The organism is Zobellia russellii, assembly GCF_018728565.1.
GTDB classification, from domain to species: Bacteria; Bacteroidota; Bacteroidia; order Flavobacteriales; family Flavobacteriaceae; genus Zobellia; species Zobellia russellii.
Genome location: NZ_JACSOI010000003.1, coordinates 208800 through 225670, shown reverse-complemented (window position 1 = coordinate 225670; position 16871 = coordinate 208800). Strand labels below are relative to the sequence as shown.

Here is a 16871-nt window from a genome sequence, read left to right as displayed (position 1 = left end):
AGAAATTCGTGTGCCAGATTTCCTTTCCAAATCCATTTTTCCATTGTTCGTTAATTGCAGTATTTCATCGATTTTAAAATTACATATTTGTAGGAAAAATTACATTCGCCCTTAAAATATATAGTTATGTCCGCTACATTAAGGCCGTTTGTTTTCTCCTTACTTTTTACCCTATGTTCAATTCATTTTGTTCAGGCCCAACCCAATAAAGGGCGATTTATAAAGGCATCTATTGGTTATGGCATTACTTTGCCTCTAGATGAGTACAACATAACTGGTTCTGGATTTTACACTCAAGGAGAATATGTAATTGGTATACGCAAGTGGTTTGGTATAAGACCTTATGCCGGAGTTATTTTTACCTCTCCAAACGAAACTGTTACGGACGCCAACCTCCTACAATACAAGGTTACGGCCAAAGCCTTTATGATTGGTGGCAAGGCCCGTATAGTTGCGCCCATACCCTATGTTGCCCCCTACCTTGAACTTGGTCTTGGCACGTCTATAGGTTCTTTTGAGACTTACACCCCAGCAACCCATATAAAAGCTAATGGAGTACAATTTCATGTTCCTTTTAGTATAGGTCTCGCCATAGGTAAAAAGCACGATTTTGAACTTGAATTCACCTATTACACCTACCCTTCATTGGAACAAGTTTCAGGAGCAATGGCACTGGGCTTTACTTTTCCCATAAACCGATAACTTATTTCCAAACAAAATTAATCATGGCCAATGCGAGATATAGAGACCTTGCATTTTCTATTAAATTCTACATAAATAAGAGGCATCAAAAATTTTAAAACTTTATCTTGAACCTTGTTCAAAAGATTTAAGATTTTATGAAGAAAAAAATGCTAGCATTCATGCTGATGGGAATAACATCGGCAGCTATTGGTCAGGAATTTACGGAACAGGATACCTTAAGAGGAAGCATTACCACTGAACGGGAATGGTGGGACCTTAACTACTACCATCTTGATGTTGCCGTAGACCCGGATAAGAAGTTTATTTCCGGAAGCAATACCATCCGCTATAAAGTGTTGAAGAAAAACCAAGTGTTGCAGGTAGACCTTCAGCCTCCATTAACTATAGAAAAGGTAACTCAAGACGGAAAAAAGCTTGAAGTTGTCACCAACGGTAATGCCCATTTTGTTCAACTGAAGAAAAAGCAAAAAAAGGGCGATTTCAACCAAATAAAAATATACTACTCAGGGCATCCAAAAGAAGCCGTAAATGCCCCGTGGGACGGTGGTTTTTCTTGGAGAAAAGATAATAACGGAAAAGACTTTATAGCCACCTCTAACCAAGGATTGGGCGCAAGTGTATGGTGGCCCAACAAAGACCATATGTATGACGAGGTAGATAGTATGCTCATAAGTGTAAAGGCTCCAAAAGGACTCATGGATGTTTCTAACGGTAGGCTAACAAAAGTAAACAAGGATACAAATACCTACCATTGGTTCGTTTCAAACCCTATTAATAATTACGGTGTAAATATCAACATTGGCGATTATGTTCATTTTGGCGAAAAATATGATGGGGAGAAAGGCACGTTGGACATGGATTATTATGTGCTTCGCGATAACCTAGAAAAGGCCAAAGAACATTTTAAAGATGCTCCAAAAATGATGAAGGCTTTTGAGCATTGGTTTGGTCCCTACCCTTTCTATGAAGACAGTTTTAAGCTGGTAGAAGTTCCGTATTTAGGAATGGAGCACCAAAGTTCCGTTACCTACGGTAATCAATATAAAAAGGGATATCTAGGTAGAGATTTATCCGGAACAGGTTTGGGGCTGAAATTTGATTTTATAATCATTCACGAGGCCGGTCACGAATGGTTCGCTAACAATATTACCTACAAGGATATTGCGGATATGTGGATCCATGAAAGTTTTACAGCCTATTCCGAAAATCTGTTTTTAGACTTTTACCTAGGCAAAGAAGCTTCTTCTGACTATGTGGTTGGTACCCGTGCCCTTATAAAAAATGACAAGCCCATTATTGGCCCATATGATGTAAATACAGAAGGCTCTGGAGACATGTACTACAAAGGCGCCAATATGCTGCATACCATACGGCAATTGATTGGTGACGATGAAAAATGGCGACAAATTCTACGGGGTTTAAACAGCGAGTTTTATCACCAAACCGTAACCACTAAGCAAATTGAGGACTATATTTCAAAAAAATCGGGAATAGACTTGTCCAAAGTATTTGATCAGTATTTACGTACTACTATGATTCCTGTTTTAGAATATAAAATTAAGGGCAACCAACTAGAATATAGATATACCAACACAGTTGATGGTTTCCATATGCCACTCAACGTTTTGATCAATGGCAAGGCCACTACGCTTACACCAACCAACGAATGGCAAACCCAACAGTTAAAGGGCAAGCTTTCTACATTGACTGTAGACCGCAATTATTACCTAAACCATAAAGAAGTAAAGTAATACACAAAATACCATAAAAAAAGGGGCCACATGTACATGTGGCCCCTTTTTACTTTTTATAACGTACTATTTAGATGAATCCGTTTCCTTTGCTCTTAATACAACGGTTTTCATACCGGTAAGTGGTATAGTTCCTTCTTGACCTTTATCCGTATAGGATGCGGTTATGACCATAACCTTATCATCTTTTGTAGGTTTAGGTACAATACTACCCGATGCAGGAAGCGATTTAACCTTGGCCGAAGTATCTGCTAAAGACATAATGTATTCTACCACTTGCCTTGTTTCGTCTTGCGTAATGTTTGGGTGTGCAGGCATTACCACTTCTCCCCAAACTCCGCCACCACCAGAAACAATTTTCTTCTGAAGGTAAGACTTTGCTCTTTTGTCTTTACTATATTTATTAGCTACATCTGTATAGTTTGGACCAATTGAAGGACCGGACTCTTTATGACAGGTCTTACAATCCATACCTTGTGTAAGGGCCTTTCCGGTAACAGCTGCTGAAACCTCTTGATGGCCCAAAGACATACTTTGTTCATCAAAGCTCTCTAAATAATCTACCGATACATAAATGTTCTTAGGGTCAATTGCATCCCCATCGGCATCCGTAGCTTTTACTTCATAGGTTACGGGAACCCCTTTTTCAAAAGTAGTGCTGCCATCTCCAAGGTTAATAGCTACCTCTGGTCTGGAATTACCCGCAACAATAGGAACTACCTTACTTTTAACGGCATCGCCTTGGGCATCCTTTACTTCTACGGAAATATTGTATTCGCCTGGAGTGCTAAATGTATGGCTGATTTCCGGTTCGGAAGTTTCTTTTGTTTCTCCGTTACCTAAGTTCCATATATAGGAAATAGCATCGTCTTCACGATCTCTTGCCTCTACTTTAGCGTTAACCGTAAGTGGTAATTTACCGGAAGTATGATCTACGATCATATTATCTATAATTGGTGGTCGGTTTCCTCCATTGTATTCAATATAACTTAAACCAGAATCTTCATTTTGGGTAAACCAACCACTTCCGTATTCTAGTAAATAGATTCTTCCGTTAGGTCCCATTTCCATATCGATCAAGTTATTCACCTTAATATCCGAAGCAAACGGTTCCATTTTATTTAATGTACCGTCTTCAAAGAAACTTACGGCTTTCATCCATCCTCGCATCCATTCGTAAATAATGGTCTTTCCGTTAAAATAATCGGGAAGACTACCTCCGTTTGGATATAAATCCGAATAATAGGTTGGTCCTGCCATGGCATTTCTACCACCGGTACCCACTTCGGGAAATTCTTTGGTTTCATCGTACGGATAGTAGATGTAAGCGGATTTTGCAGGAGGAAGCTCATGAAGCCCCGTATTGTTCCTAGAATCGTTTATAGGCTTTTCTGGGTCAAAAGTGATACCACTCTCCCCATTTTCATAATCATAGTCTACATACGGCTTGTTGTTTCCTATAAATAAAGGCCAACCAAAATTACCGGCTTCCGTAGCTCTGTTCATTTCATCATAACCTTTAGGGCCACGGGTTTCAAACTCGTCTTTACGAGCATCTGGTCCTACTTCACCCCAATACAAAGTACTGTTCTTTTGGTCTACTGAAATACGGTACGGATTTCTGTGTCCCATGGTATAAATTTCCGGACGCGTTTTTTCCGTTCCCTCCGCGAACAAGTTGCCCTCAGGAATATCATAACTACCGTCTTCATTTATTTTTATTCTGATAATTTTCCCCCTAAGGTCATTGGTATTCCCAGACGACCTACGCGCATCATATTGCTCATGACCGGGAATATCGTTTAACGGTGCATACCCATTGTTAACGTATTTTACTCCTTTTTCGTTAAACGGAGTGGAGTTGTCACCCGTTGAGAGATACAACAATTTGTCCGGCCCAAATGCAATTGACCCTCCGGTATGACAACAAATTTCACGTTGTGAGGCTACATCCAATATCACCTGCTCGGAATCCATATCCAACACCCCATCTTTATACTTAAAGCGAGATAAACGGTTTACCCATTCATCTCCGGTGGGTGCATAGTAAAGGTATATCCAATTGTTCGTAGCAAAATCAGGGTCTTTCTGGAGTCCCATTAAACCTTCTTCGGCATTAACACCTGGGGTATTCAAGGTTTTAAAATACACATCCAAAGAGGCTATTTCCTTTAGCTCCTGGGTAGCATCGCTATATAAAGCAATCTGACCGCGACGCTGTGCGATTAACACATCATTATTAGGTAATACAGCCATTTCTGTAGGTTCAAAAAATTCACCTACGCTCAACTGCTTTTTAGTAAAACGGTCCACATCCGGTGGTATCCGCGTAGTAGCTTTGGAGTAATCCAAAACTTTATTTTCACCAATGGCATAGTTGATACCTCCAAGTAAATGTTTTAAGAACAGTTCCTCGGAAAAGGTTTCGTCCGTATGTCCCGCTCCGGTGTAAAAAGCTCTACCACCATCATATTCATGGTACCATGCAAATGGATGATTATCTCCATTTGTTCCTCCTTCGTAAGTAGACTCATCAACGGTCATGACCACATGAACATCTGGGTTTAGTTTGTTATAGTTATAGATTTCATCACTTCTGTGCCAAACGGAATCCGTAAAAAACTCCGTTGCCCCAAAGTTTCTGTCCGTAACAATAAAATCGGCTTCCGGTGTGCCTTTAGGATGACTGCGAAACTGTGCCCCAACCAATTTGGTGTACCAACCCCAATCGTATTCCGTATCGGCTGCTGCGTGCACGCCAACGAAACCACCACCTGCTTGAATGTAGCGTTCAAAAGCGGCCTCTTGCTTGGCATCCAAAACATTTAGCGTAGTGCTTAAAAAGATAATTGCGGAATATTGCTTTAAATTATCCTCGTTAAAAAGTTCGGAATTTTTTGTGGTGTCCACTTCAAAACCTTGTTCACCTCCCAATTTCTGAATAGCAGCTATACCGGCCGGAATGGATTTATGTTTCCAACCAGATGTTTTGGAAAAGACCAAAACTTTAGGTTTACCTTCTCTTTTTTGATTACCGTCACCACAACCGGCTAGAATCAGTCCTACCATCAGGACCAAAATGGATACTGTTTTTTTCATAAATGATATACTTGAATATGTTGGGTTAGTTTAGAAACAAGTTTTAAATGTAAGGATTAGCTTTCTAATCGCCCAAAAGGAAGTGTCAGAAATACAATTTTGGGATAAAATTAATACACTTTGACCTGAATTTTATAGTCATTGGAAATTTCGGATTAATTTCATGGCAAAAAATACGATGAACGAGCTGCGTACTTATTGGACACAACGCTATAAGGAAAACAACACGGGATGGGATATAGGCTACCCTTCCACTCCTATAAAAACATACGTTGATCAATTAGCGGATAAAGACCTATCAATTTTAATACCTGGTGCCGGAAACGCCTATGAAGCCGAATATCTTTGGGAGCAAGGATTTAAGAATGTATATGTAATGGACATTTCCGACATTCCCTTGAAGAAATTTCAAGAGCGAAACCCTAAATTTCCAAAGAACAATTTGCTGCTTGAAAACTTCTTTCTCCACAAAGGACAGTACGACCTTATTTTGGAACAAACCTTTTTCTGCTCCTTTGTTCCTACAGATGACAACCGCACACGTTATGCTCAACAAATGGCCAGTCTTTTAAAACCTTCGGGGAAATTAGTAGGGGTGTGGTTTAATGTTTCATTGACGGGTGACATGGAAAAACGCCCCTTTGGAGGTAATAAAAAATTGTATTTAAAATATTTGAGTCCGTTTTTCAAAACAAAAACTTTCTTAAAATGCCATAATTCTATACCGCCAAGGAGCGGTAACGAGCTATTTGGCATCTTCGAAAAAAAATAAGAGGTGCTTTCGGTTAAGTATACCCTTTTTTTGCCTTTATCCTGTCATCAATTGAAAAAAGGAACTATTTTTGCACCATGAAGCAGTACGTAGTACTTTTCGTAACTTTTGTAATGATGGTCAAACCCCTTTGGCCAGTGGCCGAGTATATTGCCAACTACGATTATATTGTAAACGTACTCTGCGAGAACAAAGACAAACCAATGCTTAACTGTGACGGTAAATGTTATCTTGCCAAGCAGCTCGCCAAAGAATCCGAAGAAAATAGTAAAAACCCTTTTGGGGAAAAACAGTCAAAAGTAGAGATACAGACCGTTGTTTTCTTTCAATCTCTCCTACAAATAGATTTTGGTGTTGATACCTTTTACACACCACAAGGGAACTATAAAACTGAATCCAATTTAATTTCCCTTCTCTTAACTTACGATATAGCCCAACCACCCGAGTTGGCTTAATCCATTTCTGCAGAATTGCTTTTATCCGTGTTTTAAAAAACAGGGATAAGCGCACATATTCAACATGCTTCACCTTTTTAGAATTGGAGCATCCCTTTCGTAAACAATAATTCAAAAAAATCTATTGAATTCGGTTCCTGATGCAGAAAAAAATAGACTGCATTAGGCAAACCATTCAACATAATATATTTACCAATGAAAAAATCATTATTAGCCCTTTCAGCCATTTTCGCACTAGTTCTAACCTCTTGTTCAGACAATGATGACGTTAACGAGGAAACCCTAACCGGAAGTGGTGAAATATCTTTAAAATTTGACAATGGCTATAACGGCAACGACCTTGTCTTAGGGACTGCCAATACAGCTAATGCCAACGGCGAAGTAATTACCGTAAACCGTTTTAGCTACATTATAAGCAACATTAGTTTTATTAATAAAGACGGGGAAGAGTATATCTACGCTAAAGACGATAGTTATTTTATTATCAATCAAGAAAGGGAAGAAGATCTAATTGCCCTTGCGGACATTCCTGCCGGCGAATACACTACCGTGAAATTTGGAGTTGGCGTTGACCAGGAAAAATATTTACAAGGTGCTGAAGGACAAGGTGATTTCTTAACGCTAGCAGAAGAAAACAATATGATGTGGTCTTGGCAAGCCGGTTACAAATTCTTGAACTTTGAAGGGACGTTTACCTCCGAGACTATAACCGAAGCTACAGAGTTTAAAATTCATATGGGAAGTCATGGGTCAAGTCTGGATAACTACAAAGAAGTTACCCTTGCACTACCGGAAAATGTAGTTATTGGAGATGGAATAGATTCTAACATTCACCTAAAAATTGACGCCTCCAAAATATTGGTAGGTGGCACCAACAGTATTGAACTTACTGAAAAGCAAGTTATCATGGTTGATGCTGAAAAATCTCCTCAGATTGCCGTTAACACCTCTGAAATTTTTGTAGTAGACCATATTCATAACGGTAACGGTCACTAAAAAGGTACTGCTGTTACAGCAACAATAATTGGCAACCGGCTTTCGTATGGCCGGTTGTCTTAATTTGATTAAAATGCTTAAAACAATCCTATATACAGCATTACTATCGCTGGTTTTATATTCTTGTAGCGCTTCCAATGAAGATGAGTACCAAGCTATTAATGAACCATTGGAGTTCTCTGTACCTTCTAATTTCCCTGAGGCAACTTATAACTTGGAGGCCAATCCGCCTACCAAAATAGGCTTTGAGCTTGGAAAGAAGCTTTTTTATGATGGCCGCCTATCCAGCAATGGATTTATATCATGTGGTTTTTGTCACGAACAAAGAACTGCTTTTACGCATCATGGTCATCAATTTAGTCATGGTATAGATGATTTGGAAGGCGTTAGAAACACTCCTGCCATACAGAATGCCGCTTTTATGAAAGAATTTGCTTGGGACGGAGCCACAAATCATTTGGACTTGTTTCCTATCATACCCATTACCAATGAAGTAGAAATGGGTGAAACGGTAAGCAATGTCATAAACAAAATTAAAAGTGATGATGAATACAACCGTTTGTTTGCCTCCGCTTTTGAAGATGGGGAAGTAAACAACGAAAATTTCCTTAAAGCCCTTGCCCAGTTTATGGTTATGATGGTGTCCTCAAATTCTAAATATGATGCATACGTACGCCAAGAAGAAGGCGGGACTTTTACCGCGGAAGAATTGGAAGGACTATCCGTTTTTCAAAATAAATGTGCATCCTGCCACGCTACTGATCTTTTTAGCGATGATGCTTTTAGAAACAATGGTCTGCCTCCAAACCCTTCACTAAATGATATAGGCCGTGAAGAAGTTAGCGGAGATGCCGCAGATCGCTACAAATTTAAAGTGCCCAGTTTAAGAAATGTGGCCCTTACCGCTCCATACATGCACGATGGTAGATTTGGCACTTTAGAGGCGGTACTGGATTTTTACAGCGGGTCGGTTACGGATTCTCCTACTCTAGATCCTATTCTAAAACAAGACGGTATTTTGGGCATAGCCCTTACCGAAAACGAAAAAAATGTGTTGGTGGCTTTTTTAAATACACTAACCGATGAAACTTATATAAACGATGAACGATTTTCAGAATACTAAAACCTGGTGCCGGTTTTTAACTTGCGTATGTGTTGGCTTTTTTACGGCCATCTCTTACAGTAATAATAAGATTACAAACATAGACCCAACTCCAAACAATTGTGCTACACACATACATTATGATGGTGAATATTTTGATTTTTGTGACACCTGCGGTTGCGGCAGTAGCGGAGGAAGTATGGGGTATGGCACCGGACTTAACAATAACTTTATAGGCATACGCTATATTGGGCAAGAGTACCGGTCTAGAGATGGTATTTTTGCTGATTCTCCTTGGATTACAGAAAACTTCAACACCGTACAAGCTTGGGCCAATGTACCCATTACCAAGAGAGCCATCCTAAATGTCATTGTACCTTATCAATTCCACAACAGGGTTCTTCCAGATAATACGGAACAGAACATTAACGGTATCGGAGATATTAGTGTTCTAGGGTACTATAATTTACTAAAATCCACTCCGGACACTATCGTTTCCATTAAAACGGAACACTATCTTCAATTAGGAGGAGGTATTAAAATGCCTACCGGCAAATATGACAAAGATAATAATGAGGGGAGTGTTAACCCAAGTTTTCAACTGGGCAATGGTAGTTGGGATTATGTACTGGCCATGAATTATGGCTTCACCTACAGAAATTGGGGTATAAGCACTATGGCCAACTACACCATTAAAACGAAAAATCCAAAAGACTATCAATTCGGAAATCAATTGAATTTGGGTATCAATGCCTTTAAAACGTATTATGTTTCGGATATGGCCATAACGCCAATTATTGGCCTTGCCGAAGAAATATATGGAACCAATAAAGAAATAGGCTTTGATGTGGCAGATACCAAAGGGGATGTTTTCCTGGGAAAATTAAGTGTAGAAGCCAGCTACAATAGATACGCTTTAGGATTGACCGGGATGCTTCCAATTTCACAAAACTTAAATAGTGATAAAGTGGAACTGCGCAATCGGGTTTCAGTTTATTTGAATATTAATCTATAATTTATCTTTTTCTTAAAAGTCCTGCTTTCAATGTTTGATAGTCATCTGAAAGTAGGATTTTTTTGTTCCTCTCACTTTACATAATGTACTAAAGTGGAGGTGAAAAAGCATTTTTATCTATGGATAAATAAGAATCTTTATTTTTTTCTCAGCAACTATACTCTCCCCTTAACACCCTTTTAAGAATTGAGGTTTAAAGTTTTTGGTATATTTATCGCTTTACCAACACTCAACACGTTTTCCAAAGAAAACTAAATCCCTAAATTTTAATGAAGCGAATTTTACTAAGTCTCACTTTTCTATGTTCAATTTTTAGCAATGCCCAAGAAACTGGCGAGAACAGCCTAGGTAGTTGGCATATGTATTTTGGAACTAATAGAGTATCTGAAAAATTCAGTATTCATACCGAAGGCCAACTACGCTATTATGAACAGGCAAAAAACTTCAATCAGCTATTATTGCGTACAGGACTAAACTACCATATTAACCCAAATGCCATAGCCACTATGGGTTACGGGTATATTACTACCGATGGTACTTTTGAGGAATTCCCGGATGAGACCAATTCCAAGGAACACCGTATTTTTGAGCAACTTATCCTAAAAAACAAGGTTGGCGATTTTCTATTTGAGCACCGTTATAGGCTTGAACAACGTTTTTTGGATTTTGGGGAAACTACGGATACCCAGCACAGAGCTAGATATAGATTGCAGGTCACCCTGCCCCTGACCAATACTTTTTTCCTGAATTTTTATGATGAGATTTTCTTGAATCTCCAAGATGAAGTTTTTGGGCAAAACCGCTTATATGCGGCCCTTGGCATAAATGTAACGCACAACCTTAGTGTACAGGCAGGTTATCTTAAAAATCACTTCCCTTCGGCAAATTTTGATAGATTGCAGATAGGTGTTTTCTATAATCCCGACCTAAGAGGTATATTCAATAAAAATGACAGTGGCAGTTTATAGCAAACCAAGGTGTCGTTTTACGAAAACAAGTGTAAATGAAACTTCAGAAGGTTACTTTTCAGAACAAAGACGGGCAGAGTCTAATAGGCAGGTTAGAATTGCCCGCCAACAGGCACCCGCATAATTTTGGCATTTTTGCGCATTGTTTCACCTGTACCAAAAATTTAGCTGCCGTACGTAATATAAGTAAGGCGCTTACCGCAAACGGATTTGGGGTTTTACGTTTTGATTTTACTGGTTTGGGAGAAAGCGAAGGAGACTTTGCCGACACTAATTTTTCCGGTAATGTTGAAGACCTTGTTGCCGCCGCGTCCTATCTAAAAGATAATTACAAAGCCCCTACCCTTTTGGTAGGCCATTCATTAGGAGGAGCCGCTGTTATATTTGCTGCCGATAAGATAAGTTCCGTTAACGCCCTAGCAACCATAGGAGCACCGTCTAATCCCGTTCATATAGAGCACCTACTGCAAAGTGGAATTCCGGAAATTGAAAAAACCGGAAAAGCGGTTATTAATCTTAGTGGTAGAGACTTTACCATTAAAAAACAGTTCTTGGACGACTTGCAGCACAAGTCGCTACCACAAACATTGAGCAAACTCCGTAAACCTCTGCTTATTCTACATTCGCCCCAAGACAGCACAGTAGAAATAAAAAATGCCGAAGAAATATATGTAGCCGCCCACCATCCCAAAAGTTTTGTTTCCTTAGATGGCGCGGACCATTTGCTATCCAACAAAAAAGACTCGCTATATGCCGGTGAGGTCATTTCCGGATGGGCCAAACGATATCTAGAAATAGATACAGAGCGCGCTGAAGAACCAAAAACAAAACATCAAGTAGTGGCCAGTTTAGATTTTGATGATGATTTTTCCACTCAAATGAAAGTAGGCAACCATTTTATGCTGGCCGATGAACCTGTTGATGTAGGCGGTAACGATTTTGGACCTTCTCCTTACGAGTTGGTTTCTGCCGGTCTTTCGGCTTGTACGGCAATGACCGTTCAGATGTACGCCAAAAGAAAAGGGTGGAAAATAGACAATATAGAAGTGCATACTTCCTATAGTCGTAGTCACGCCGCAGATTGTAAAGATTGTGAATCAGATGCCGCAAAAATTGACACTTTTACAAGGGAAATAAAACTTACTGCCGATCTAGACGAAAAACAGAAATTACGTATTCTTCAAATTGCGGATAAGTGCCCCGTTCACAAGACCTTACATAGCAAAACACAGGTTGTAACCACACTTATAGAATGAAGCAAGAAATATCTTCTTTAAAAACTACGCACCCATTCAGTTTTTATGTATTAAAATCGTCTTGATCCTACCTTGGTTTCGCTGTAAGAATGATTAACTTTGATGCCAAACCTAAAAATTCACAGTGAACATGAAAAAAATTAAATTGATAGTCCTTGGACTACTGTTAGTTGGCGCTTTTAGCTGTAAAGAAGCTAAAAAAGAACAAGAGCAAAGTACCGAAGCACAAGCTGCGACGGAAACTTATACCCTGATACAGGATTCTACTAAGGTTAGCTTTACGGCCTATAAGACCACTGAAAAATTACCGGTTGGCGGCAAGTTCACAAAAATAAATATTACAAAAGCAGACGAAGGTGATTCTCCTATAGCTGCTTTGGACGGTACGGAATTTAGCATTCCCGTAAGCAGTTTGTTTACCAACGACGCTACAGGCACGCGTGACCCAAAAATTCTGGAATTCTTTTTTGGAGTAATGGAGAACACTGAACTTATTTCTGGTGTATTCAATGTTTCAGAAGATAACAATTACTCTATTGATGTTACACTTAACGGTAACACTGCAACTATTCCTTTGACTCATAAAGCCGTTTCGGATACCTCTCTAGTTTTTGACGGTGTTATGAATCTAGAAGAGTGGGATGCCCTAGATGCCGTTGCTTCCATCAACAAAGCCTGTGAAGCATTACATACGGGTAAGGATGGAGTTAGCAAAACATGGAGCGAAGTAGCCGTTCATGCAGAAGTATTGCTTCAAAAGAACTAAGAAATAAAAAGGAAGTACCTGAGTTTCCTTTAGTATCTCATAAAATTATCCTCTTACCAGTACTTATTTGGTAAGGGGATTTTTTATACCCTCTATTTTTTAACGCAATAAAAAAGAATCGTGCCGCATACGATTACGAAGGTTGAAAGCACCCTAATTTCTTATTACATTTCAACTTAATCACAAAACATAGAGACAATGAAAAATATAAAACTAGGGGTTATAGCAATGCTTGCATTGACTATGATTAATTGCAAAGAGACCAAAAAGAATGCAGCAGACACATCTACAGATGGCATGAACAAAGGTGCTGAGCCAATGGAGAATAGTGCATCTGAGATGGAAGCAGAGGACATGAACAATACACTAACCGTCATAATGACTTCTAAAAGCAATAGTAACATGAATGGAGAAATTACCTTTGTTCAAAATGGCGATGAAGTTGAAATGACAGCTAAATTTTCCGGTTTGGAAAAAGGTTCGCACGCCATACATTTACATGAAAACGCAGATTGTTCATCCGATGACGGTAAATCTGCTGGTGGTCATTGGAACCCTACTGACGAACCACATGGAAAATGGGGCGCGGACAAAGGATTCCATAAAGGTGACATAGGTAATTTTACAGCCGATGCAGACGGTAATGCTACCGTAGAGTTCTCTACCAATAAGTGGTGTATAGGTTGTGATGATGAAACTAAAAATATCATAGGGCGTTCGGTAATTGTACATAAAGGTCAAGACGATTTTACTTCTCAACCCAGTGGAGATGCAGGTTCTAGAATTGGTTGTGCTGGCATTACCAAATAATCGTATTAGTAGACTTTAACACCAAAAACCGCTGTTACCAGCGGTTTTTTCTATCTTTAACTCATTTACTATAAATTATGGATTTAGACACTTTGGTCGTTCGCTTCCAAAAAAAAGATATTCTAGCTTTTGAAAAGCTTTACGAAATGTATTGGGAAAATATATGTGGCGTAATATACACTATTGTAAAGGACAGGGGCTTATCAGAGGAAATCTGTCAGGATGTTTTTGCCAAGGTTTGGAACAATTCGGACAGCTACAATGCTTCAAAAGGACGTTTTTTTACATGGATTTTGAATATTGCCCGAAATGCTGCCATCGATAAAGTGCGTTCAAAATCCTATAAAGACCAGAAAAAAAACCTATCGGCAGATTACTTCGTAGGTATTTTGAACAGAGCGGATAGTCCTGAAGAAAACAAAGAAGAGATAGACACTTCCGCGCTTAAAAAATTGGTTTTGAACCTTAAGGAAAAATGTCTGGAGATTATTGAAATGCTTTATTTTAAGGGTTACACCCAAACAGAAGCATCAAAAGAGCTGGACATTCCCTTAGGCACCGTAAAAACACGAAATAGAAGCTGTATTTCCCAATTACGGAAAAATGTTACATTAGAATGGAAGTAGACAAATATATAGCATCGGGAATTTTGGAACTCTACGTGGCGGGAGCGCTCACGGAAGAACAAAATATTGAGGTGTTTCAATATGCACGTGAGCATACTGAAATACGAGAAGAGATATTGGCTATAGAAGCATCTATTTTGGAGTTGACCAAAACCGTTGCTCCAAAATTGGCCAAAAGAAAAGGTTTTGATGATGTTAAGGTACGTATTGGTGAAAGAAAAGACACCAAAGTAGTTCAGTTTCCTAAGGAAAAATCCAATTGGAGCAGTTATACAGGTTGGGCCGCTGCCATTTTATTGGGTGTTGGTGTGGCGTGGTTCTACAATGAAAATACACAACTTAAATCAGATATTAATATTGTTGAACAACAGAACCAAATCCTGGAGCAGCAAATTTTTGAGGCACGGGGATCATTGGCCAGCACCAATGAGTTGTTAACTAAACTTAGGGATAAAGATATTATCCTTACACCTTTGGGCGGTCAAGAAGTTTCTCCTACTTCCTATGCCAAGGCGTATTGGAACCAGAAGGAAGACAAAGTGTATATAGATGCCCAAGGTTTACCGGAACCTCCGGACGGTATGGTGTACCAAGTATGGTCTCTAAAACTAGAACCATTAACACCTACCAGCATGGGACTTCTAGAGGATTTTACCGAAGACGAAAACAAGATTTTTACTTTGGACAATCCAAACCAGACCGAAGCCTTTGGTATTACACTTGAGCCAGCAGGCGGTAGTGAATCACCTAATTTAGAGCAGCTCTATACATTAGGAGCAGTAGCTTCTTCATAATAGATTATAACTCTGAGCTAAAAGAGCCTTGTCATTAACGGCAAGGCTCTTTTTATTTATAGGATTGTGCTATACACGCAAATAATTATCATGTCTTATGTTGATAGTCCCTATTAAGAAGTGCATTGTGGACAAATTTTAGCCTATGGGAAGGAAGCCCCATTTTAAAGAGAATTACAAGTAATAGATTTGTTAGGTTTACGCGCAGGTAGGAGTTACTTTCATATTTTCTAGCAGAAACAATTAAATCACTGTTTACGATGGTGTACGGAATATGATTTTTTTTCATTCGTTTAAAAAATTCAAAATCCTCCATCAAAATCTGCCGCTCATTAAATTTGCCGAGCAGATCAAAAGTAGAGCGTTCTATAAAAAGGCATTGATCTCCTCCACCCGTAAAGATGCCATCCTTACCGGTAAATGAAGCGTTTATATTCAACAAAAAACTCTTTTTATCAAACTGGTACGAGAAAAACCCAGCCTCATATTTTCCTCTCAATGCATTTTCTATATCACACAAAAATGTTTTGGGGGGTTTTACATCTGCATGCAAAAACGCCAAAATGGTCCCCTTTGCCAACGCAGCACCTATATTCATTTGTACTGCCCTACCCCTGTCTTTGCATCTAACAAATGAAATATGTGAAGAGACCTCCAAGTTCTCCGAGCCATCCATGCTATCACAAGAAAGCACCACAATAACCTCAAAAACAATTCCGTTAGAATTTAATTCAAGTGAAGGTAGTAGATGTGACAAATTTTGCCTTTCGTTGTGAGCAGGTATAACAATGGATATCATAGCGTTGTATAAGTTTTTTCAAGAGCTAATTTGTTAATCAATAAAATTGCTCTTACAAACCATATCTACGTAACTTTAAAAGAAAGGTTTCGCTATAATTAGTAACCAAACCTTTGTTTCCAATATTACGTAGGTAACAATAGTACAATTCTAAACAAGAACCCATGAACGGTATCCGATATAAAAGTCCTGTTATTTTATTATTCTTTATTTTGCTCATTGCCCCCATTTACGGGCAAACGGACAATAGCAAAATTTTAGACCTGAATATACTCTCGGAAACTTTTTTAACTAGGGTACGTAATAACCAGGAAACTAATGACATACAAGCCCAACTTTACAATGCCACTTTAGAAAATCTGGAAGAAGGATTAAATACAGATGAAAAAAAAATAGCCTTTTGGGTCAATATTTACAATGCCTATATTCAAGTTATTCTATCCAACTACCCGGAAAAATATGAGGACCGAAGAACTTTTTTCAGTTCAGAACAAATACCCATAGCGGGCCGGCTGGTTTCTTTTGAGAAAATAGAGCACGGTATTATTAGAAAATCGCAGTGGAACTTGGGACTGGGCCTTATACGTAAATGGTTCCCGAATAAATTTGAACGGAAACTAAGGGTAGACCAAAGGGACTACAGAGTTCATTTTGCACTAAATTGTGGAGCAAAAGACTGTCCGCCAGTTGCGATATACAATCCGGACAAGCTAAACGAACAGCTCAACCAAAGTACCGCCGCACATTTAACAAAGACATCTACTTATAACCAAAAAACCGGAGAAGTCGCTGTGACCTCCCTATTCAGTTGGTTTAGAGGAGATTTTGGTTGTAAAAGTGGGGTGAAGGATATTTTAAAAGAATTTAATGTTATTCCAACTACAAAAAACATTGATTTAAAGTATAAAGATTATGATTGGACCTTGGATTTAGATAATTGGACCAACCTTTAAACCC

General features: G+C 38.9%; 16 protein-coding genes. 14 read left to right on the top strand and 2 right to left on the bottom strand.

The genetic code is table 11. The features are described from left to right. Positions 1 to 126: 126 nt before the first annotated feature. Positions 127 to 702, top strand: coding sequence for a hypothetical protein (locus H9565_RS09035; protein ID WP_246560460.1), 576 nt, complete (start codon positions 127 to 129; stop codon positions 700 to 702). 137 nt (positions 703 to 839) lie between these two features. Further along, entirely contained in the window at positions 840 to 2456 is a 1617-nt protein-coding gene (locus H9565_RS09030) for a M1 family metallopeptidase (RefSeq protein WP_215438931.1), read from the top strand. A 66-nt stretch (positions 2457 to 2522) separates the two neighbouring features. Here the strand turns inward: H9565_RS09030 and H9565_RS09025 are convergent, their stop codons facing one another. Next, complete coding sequence (locus tag H9565_RS09025) at positions 2523 to 5555, bottom strand: ThuA domain-containing protein (RefSeq protein ID WP_215438930.1); 3033 nt, start codon at positions 5553 to 5555, stop codon at positions 2523 to 2525. A 163-nt stretch (positions 5556 to 5718) separates the two neighbouring features. Between H9565_RS09025 and H9565_RS09020 the strand changes: the two genes are divergently transcribed. The 11 genes from H9565_RS09020 to H9565_RS08970 all read left to right on the top strand — a co-directional run bounded on the left by H9565_RS09020 (position 5719) and on the right by H9565_RS08970 (position 15115). Further along, positions 5719 to 6327: a methyltransferase domain-containing protein gene (locus H9565_RS09020; RefSeq protein WP_246560457.1), complete on the top strand. Its 609-nt coding sequence runs from the start codon at positions 5719 to 5721 to the stop codon at positions 6325 to 6327. 77 nt (positions 6328 to 6404) lie between these two features. After that, entirely contained in the window at positions 6405 to 6782 is a 378-nt protein-coding gene (locus H9565_RS09015) for a hypothetical protein (RefSeq protein WP_215438929.1), read from the top strand. 195 nt (positions 6783 to 6977) lie between these two features. Further along, the gene (locus H9565_RS09010; RefSeq protein ID WP_215438928.1) at positions 6978 to 7778 is read left to right on the top strand and encodes an MbnP family protein; all 801 of its coding nucleotides are present in this window, start codon (positions 6978 to 6980) and stop codon (positions 7776 to 7778) included. Positions 7779 to 7851: 73 nt separating this feature from the next. Next, a complete protein-coding gene (locus tag H9565_RS09005) occupies positions 7852 to 8901 on the top strand; it encodes a cytochrome-c peroxidase (protein WP_215438927.1) in 1050 nt (349 codons plus the stop codon). Then, complete coding sequence (locus H9565_RS09000) at positions 8879 to 9895, top strand: transporter (protein WP_215438926.1); 1017 nt, start codon at positions 8879 to 8881, stop codon at positions 9893 to 9895. Before H9565_RS09005 ends, H9565_RS09000 begins: the two co-directional genes overlap by 23 nt. A gap of 269 nt (positions 9896 to 10164) precedes the next feature. Continuing rightward, positions 10165 to 10863 carry a DUF2490 domain-containing protein gene (locus tag H9565_RS08995; RefSeq protein WP_215438925.1) on the top strand — a complete coding sequence of 233 codons (699 nt, stop codon included), beginning with the start codon at positions 10165 to 10167 and terminating at the stop codon, positions 10861 to 10863. A 35-nt stretch (positions 10864 to 10898) separates the two neighbouring features. Continuing rightward, positions 10899 to 12119, top strand: coding sequence for a bifunctional alpha/beta hydrolase/OsmC family protein (locus tag H9565_RS08990; protein WP_215438924.1), 1221 nt, complete (start codon positions 10899 to 10901; stop codon positions 12117 to 12119). Between the two features lie 130 nt (positions 12120 to 12249). Beyond that, positions 12250 to 12885 (top strand): hypothetical protein, encoded by a 636-nt coding sequence (locus H9565_RS08985; protein WP_215438923.1) that lies wholly within the window; start codon positions 12250 to 12252, stop codon positions 12883 to 12885. 198 nt (positions 12886 to 13083) lie between these two features. Continuing rightward, positions 13084 to 13695: a superoxide dismutase family protein gene (locus H9565_RS08980; RefSeq protein WP_215438922.1), complete on the top strand. Its 612-nt coding sequence runs from the start codon at positions 13084 to 13086 to the stop codon at positions 13693 to 13695. A 77-nt stretch (positions 13696 to 13772) separates the two neighbouring features. After that, positions 13773 to 14321, top strand: a complete 549-nt coding sequence (locus H9565_RS08975) for an RNA polymerase sigma factor (RefSeq protein ID WP_215438921.1) — start codon at positions 13773 to 13775, stop codon at positions 14319 to 14321. Further along, positions 14312 to 15115: an anti-sigma factor gene (locus tag H9565_RS08970; RefSeq protein ID WP_215438920.1), complete on the top strand. Its 804-nt coding sequence runs from the start codon at positions 14312 to 14314 to the stop codon at positions 15113 to 15115. The genes H9565_RS08975 and H9565_RS08970 overlap by 10 nt, the downstream gene beginning before the upstream one ends. An 88-nt stretch (positions 15116 to 15203) precedes the next feature. Here the strand turns inward: H9565_RS08970 and H9565_RS08965 are convergent, their stop codons facing one another. Beyond that, positions 15204 to 15914 carry a TIGR04283 family arsenosugar biosynthesis glycosyltransferase gene (locus tag H9565_RS08965; RefSeq protein WP_215438919.1) on the bottom strand — a complete coding sequence of 237 codons (711 nt, stop codon included), beginning with the start codon at positions 15912 to 15914 and terminating at the stop codon, positions 15204 to 15206. Between the two features lie 164 nt (positions 15915 to 16078). On the opposite strand from H9565_RS08965, the gene H9565_RS08960 reads away from it, so the two are divergent. Further along, positions 16079 to 16867 carry a DUF547 domain-containing protein gene (locus tag H9565_RS08960; protein WP_246560451.1) on the top strand — a complete coding sequence of 263 codons (789 nt, stop codon included), beginning with the start codon at positions 16079 to 16081 and terminating at the stop codon, positions 16865 to 16867. Positions 16868 to 16871: the final 4 nt, after the last annotated feature.

What these genes read in the sequence shown, in the direction of transcription:
- H9565_RS09035 (WP_246560460.1), top strand. Translation starts at nt 127, where the DNA reads ATGTCCGCTACATTAAGGCCGTTTGTTTTCTCCTTACTTTTTACCCTA.
- H9565_RS09030 (WP_215438931.1), top strand. Translation starts at nt 840, where the DNA reads ATGAAGAAAAAAATGCTAGCATTCATGCTGATGGGAATAACATCGGCA.
- H9565_RS09025 (WP_215438930.1), bottom strand. Translation starts at nt 5,555, where the DNA reads ATGAAAAAAACAGTATCCATTTTGGTCCTGATGGTAGGACTGATTCTA.
- H9565_RS09020 (WP_246560457.1), top strand. Translation starts at nt 5,719, where the DNA reads ATGGCAAAAAATACGATGAACGAGCTGCGTACTTATTGGACACAACGC.
- H9565_RS09015 (WP_215438929.1), top strand. Translation starts at nt 6,405, where the DNA reads ATGAAGCAGTACGTAGTACTTTTCGTAACTTTTGTAATGATGGTCAAA.
- H9565_RS09010 (WP_215438928.1), top strand. Translation starts at nt 6,978, where the DNA reads ATGAAAAAATCATTATTAGCCCTTTCAGCCATTTTCGCACTAGTTCTA.
- H9565_RS09005 (WP_215438927.1), top strand. Translation starts at nt 7,852, where the DNA reads ATGCTTAAAACAATCCTATATACAGCATTACTATCGCTGGTTTTATAT.
- H9565_RS09000 (WP_215438926.1), top strand. Translation starts at nt 8,879, where the DNA reads ATGAACGATTTTCAGAATACTAAAACCTGGTGCCGGTTTTTAACTTGC.
- H9565_RS08995 (WP_215438925.1), top strand. Translation starts at nt 10,165, where the DNA reads ATGAAGCGAATTTTACTAAGTCTCACTTTTCTATGTTCAATTTTTAGC.
- H9565_RS08990 (WP_215438924.1), top strand. Translation starts at nt 10,899, where the DNA reads ATGAAACTTCAGAAGGTTACTTTTCAGAACAAAGACGGGCAGAGTCTA.
- H9565_RS08985 (WP_215438923.1), top strand. Translation starts at nt 12,250, where the DNA reads ATGAAAAAAATTAAATTGATAGTCCTTGGACTACTGTTAGTTGGCGCT.
- H9565_RS08980 (WP_215438922.1), top strand. Translation starts at nt 13,084, where the DNA reads ATGAAAAATATAAAACTAGGGGTTATAGCAATGCTTGCATTGACTATG.
- H9565_RS08975 (WP_215438921.1), top strand. Translation starts at nt 13,773, where the DNA reads ATGGATTTAGACACTTTGGTCGTTCGCTTCCAAAAAAAAGATATTCTA.
- H9565_RS08970 (WP_215438920.1), top strand. Translation starts at nt 14,312, where the DNA reads ATGGAAGTAGACAAATATATAGCATCGGGAATTTTGGAACTCTACGTG.
- H9565_RS08965 (WP_215438919.1), bottom strand. Translation starts at nt 15,914, where the DNA reads ATGATATCCATTGTTATACCTGCTCACAACGAAAGGCAAAATTTGTCA.
- H9565_RS08960 (WP_246560451.1), top strand. Translation starts at nt 16,079, where the DNA reads ATGAACGGTATCCGATATAAAAGTCCTGTTATTTTATTATTCTTTATT.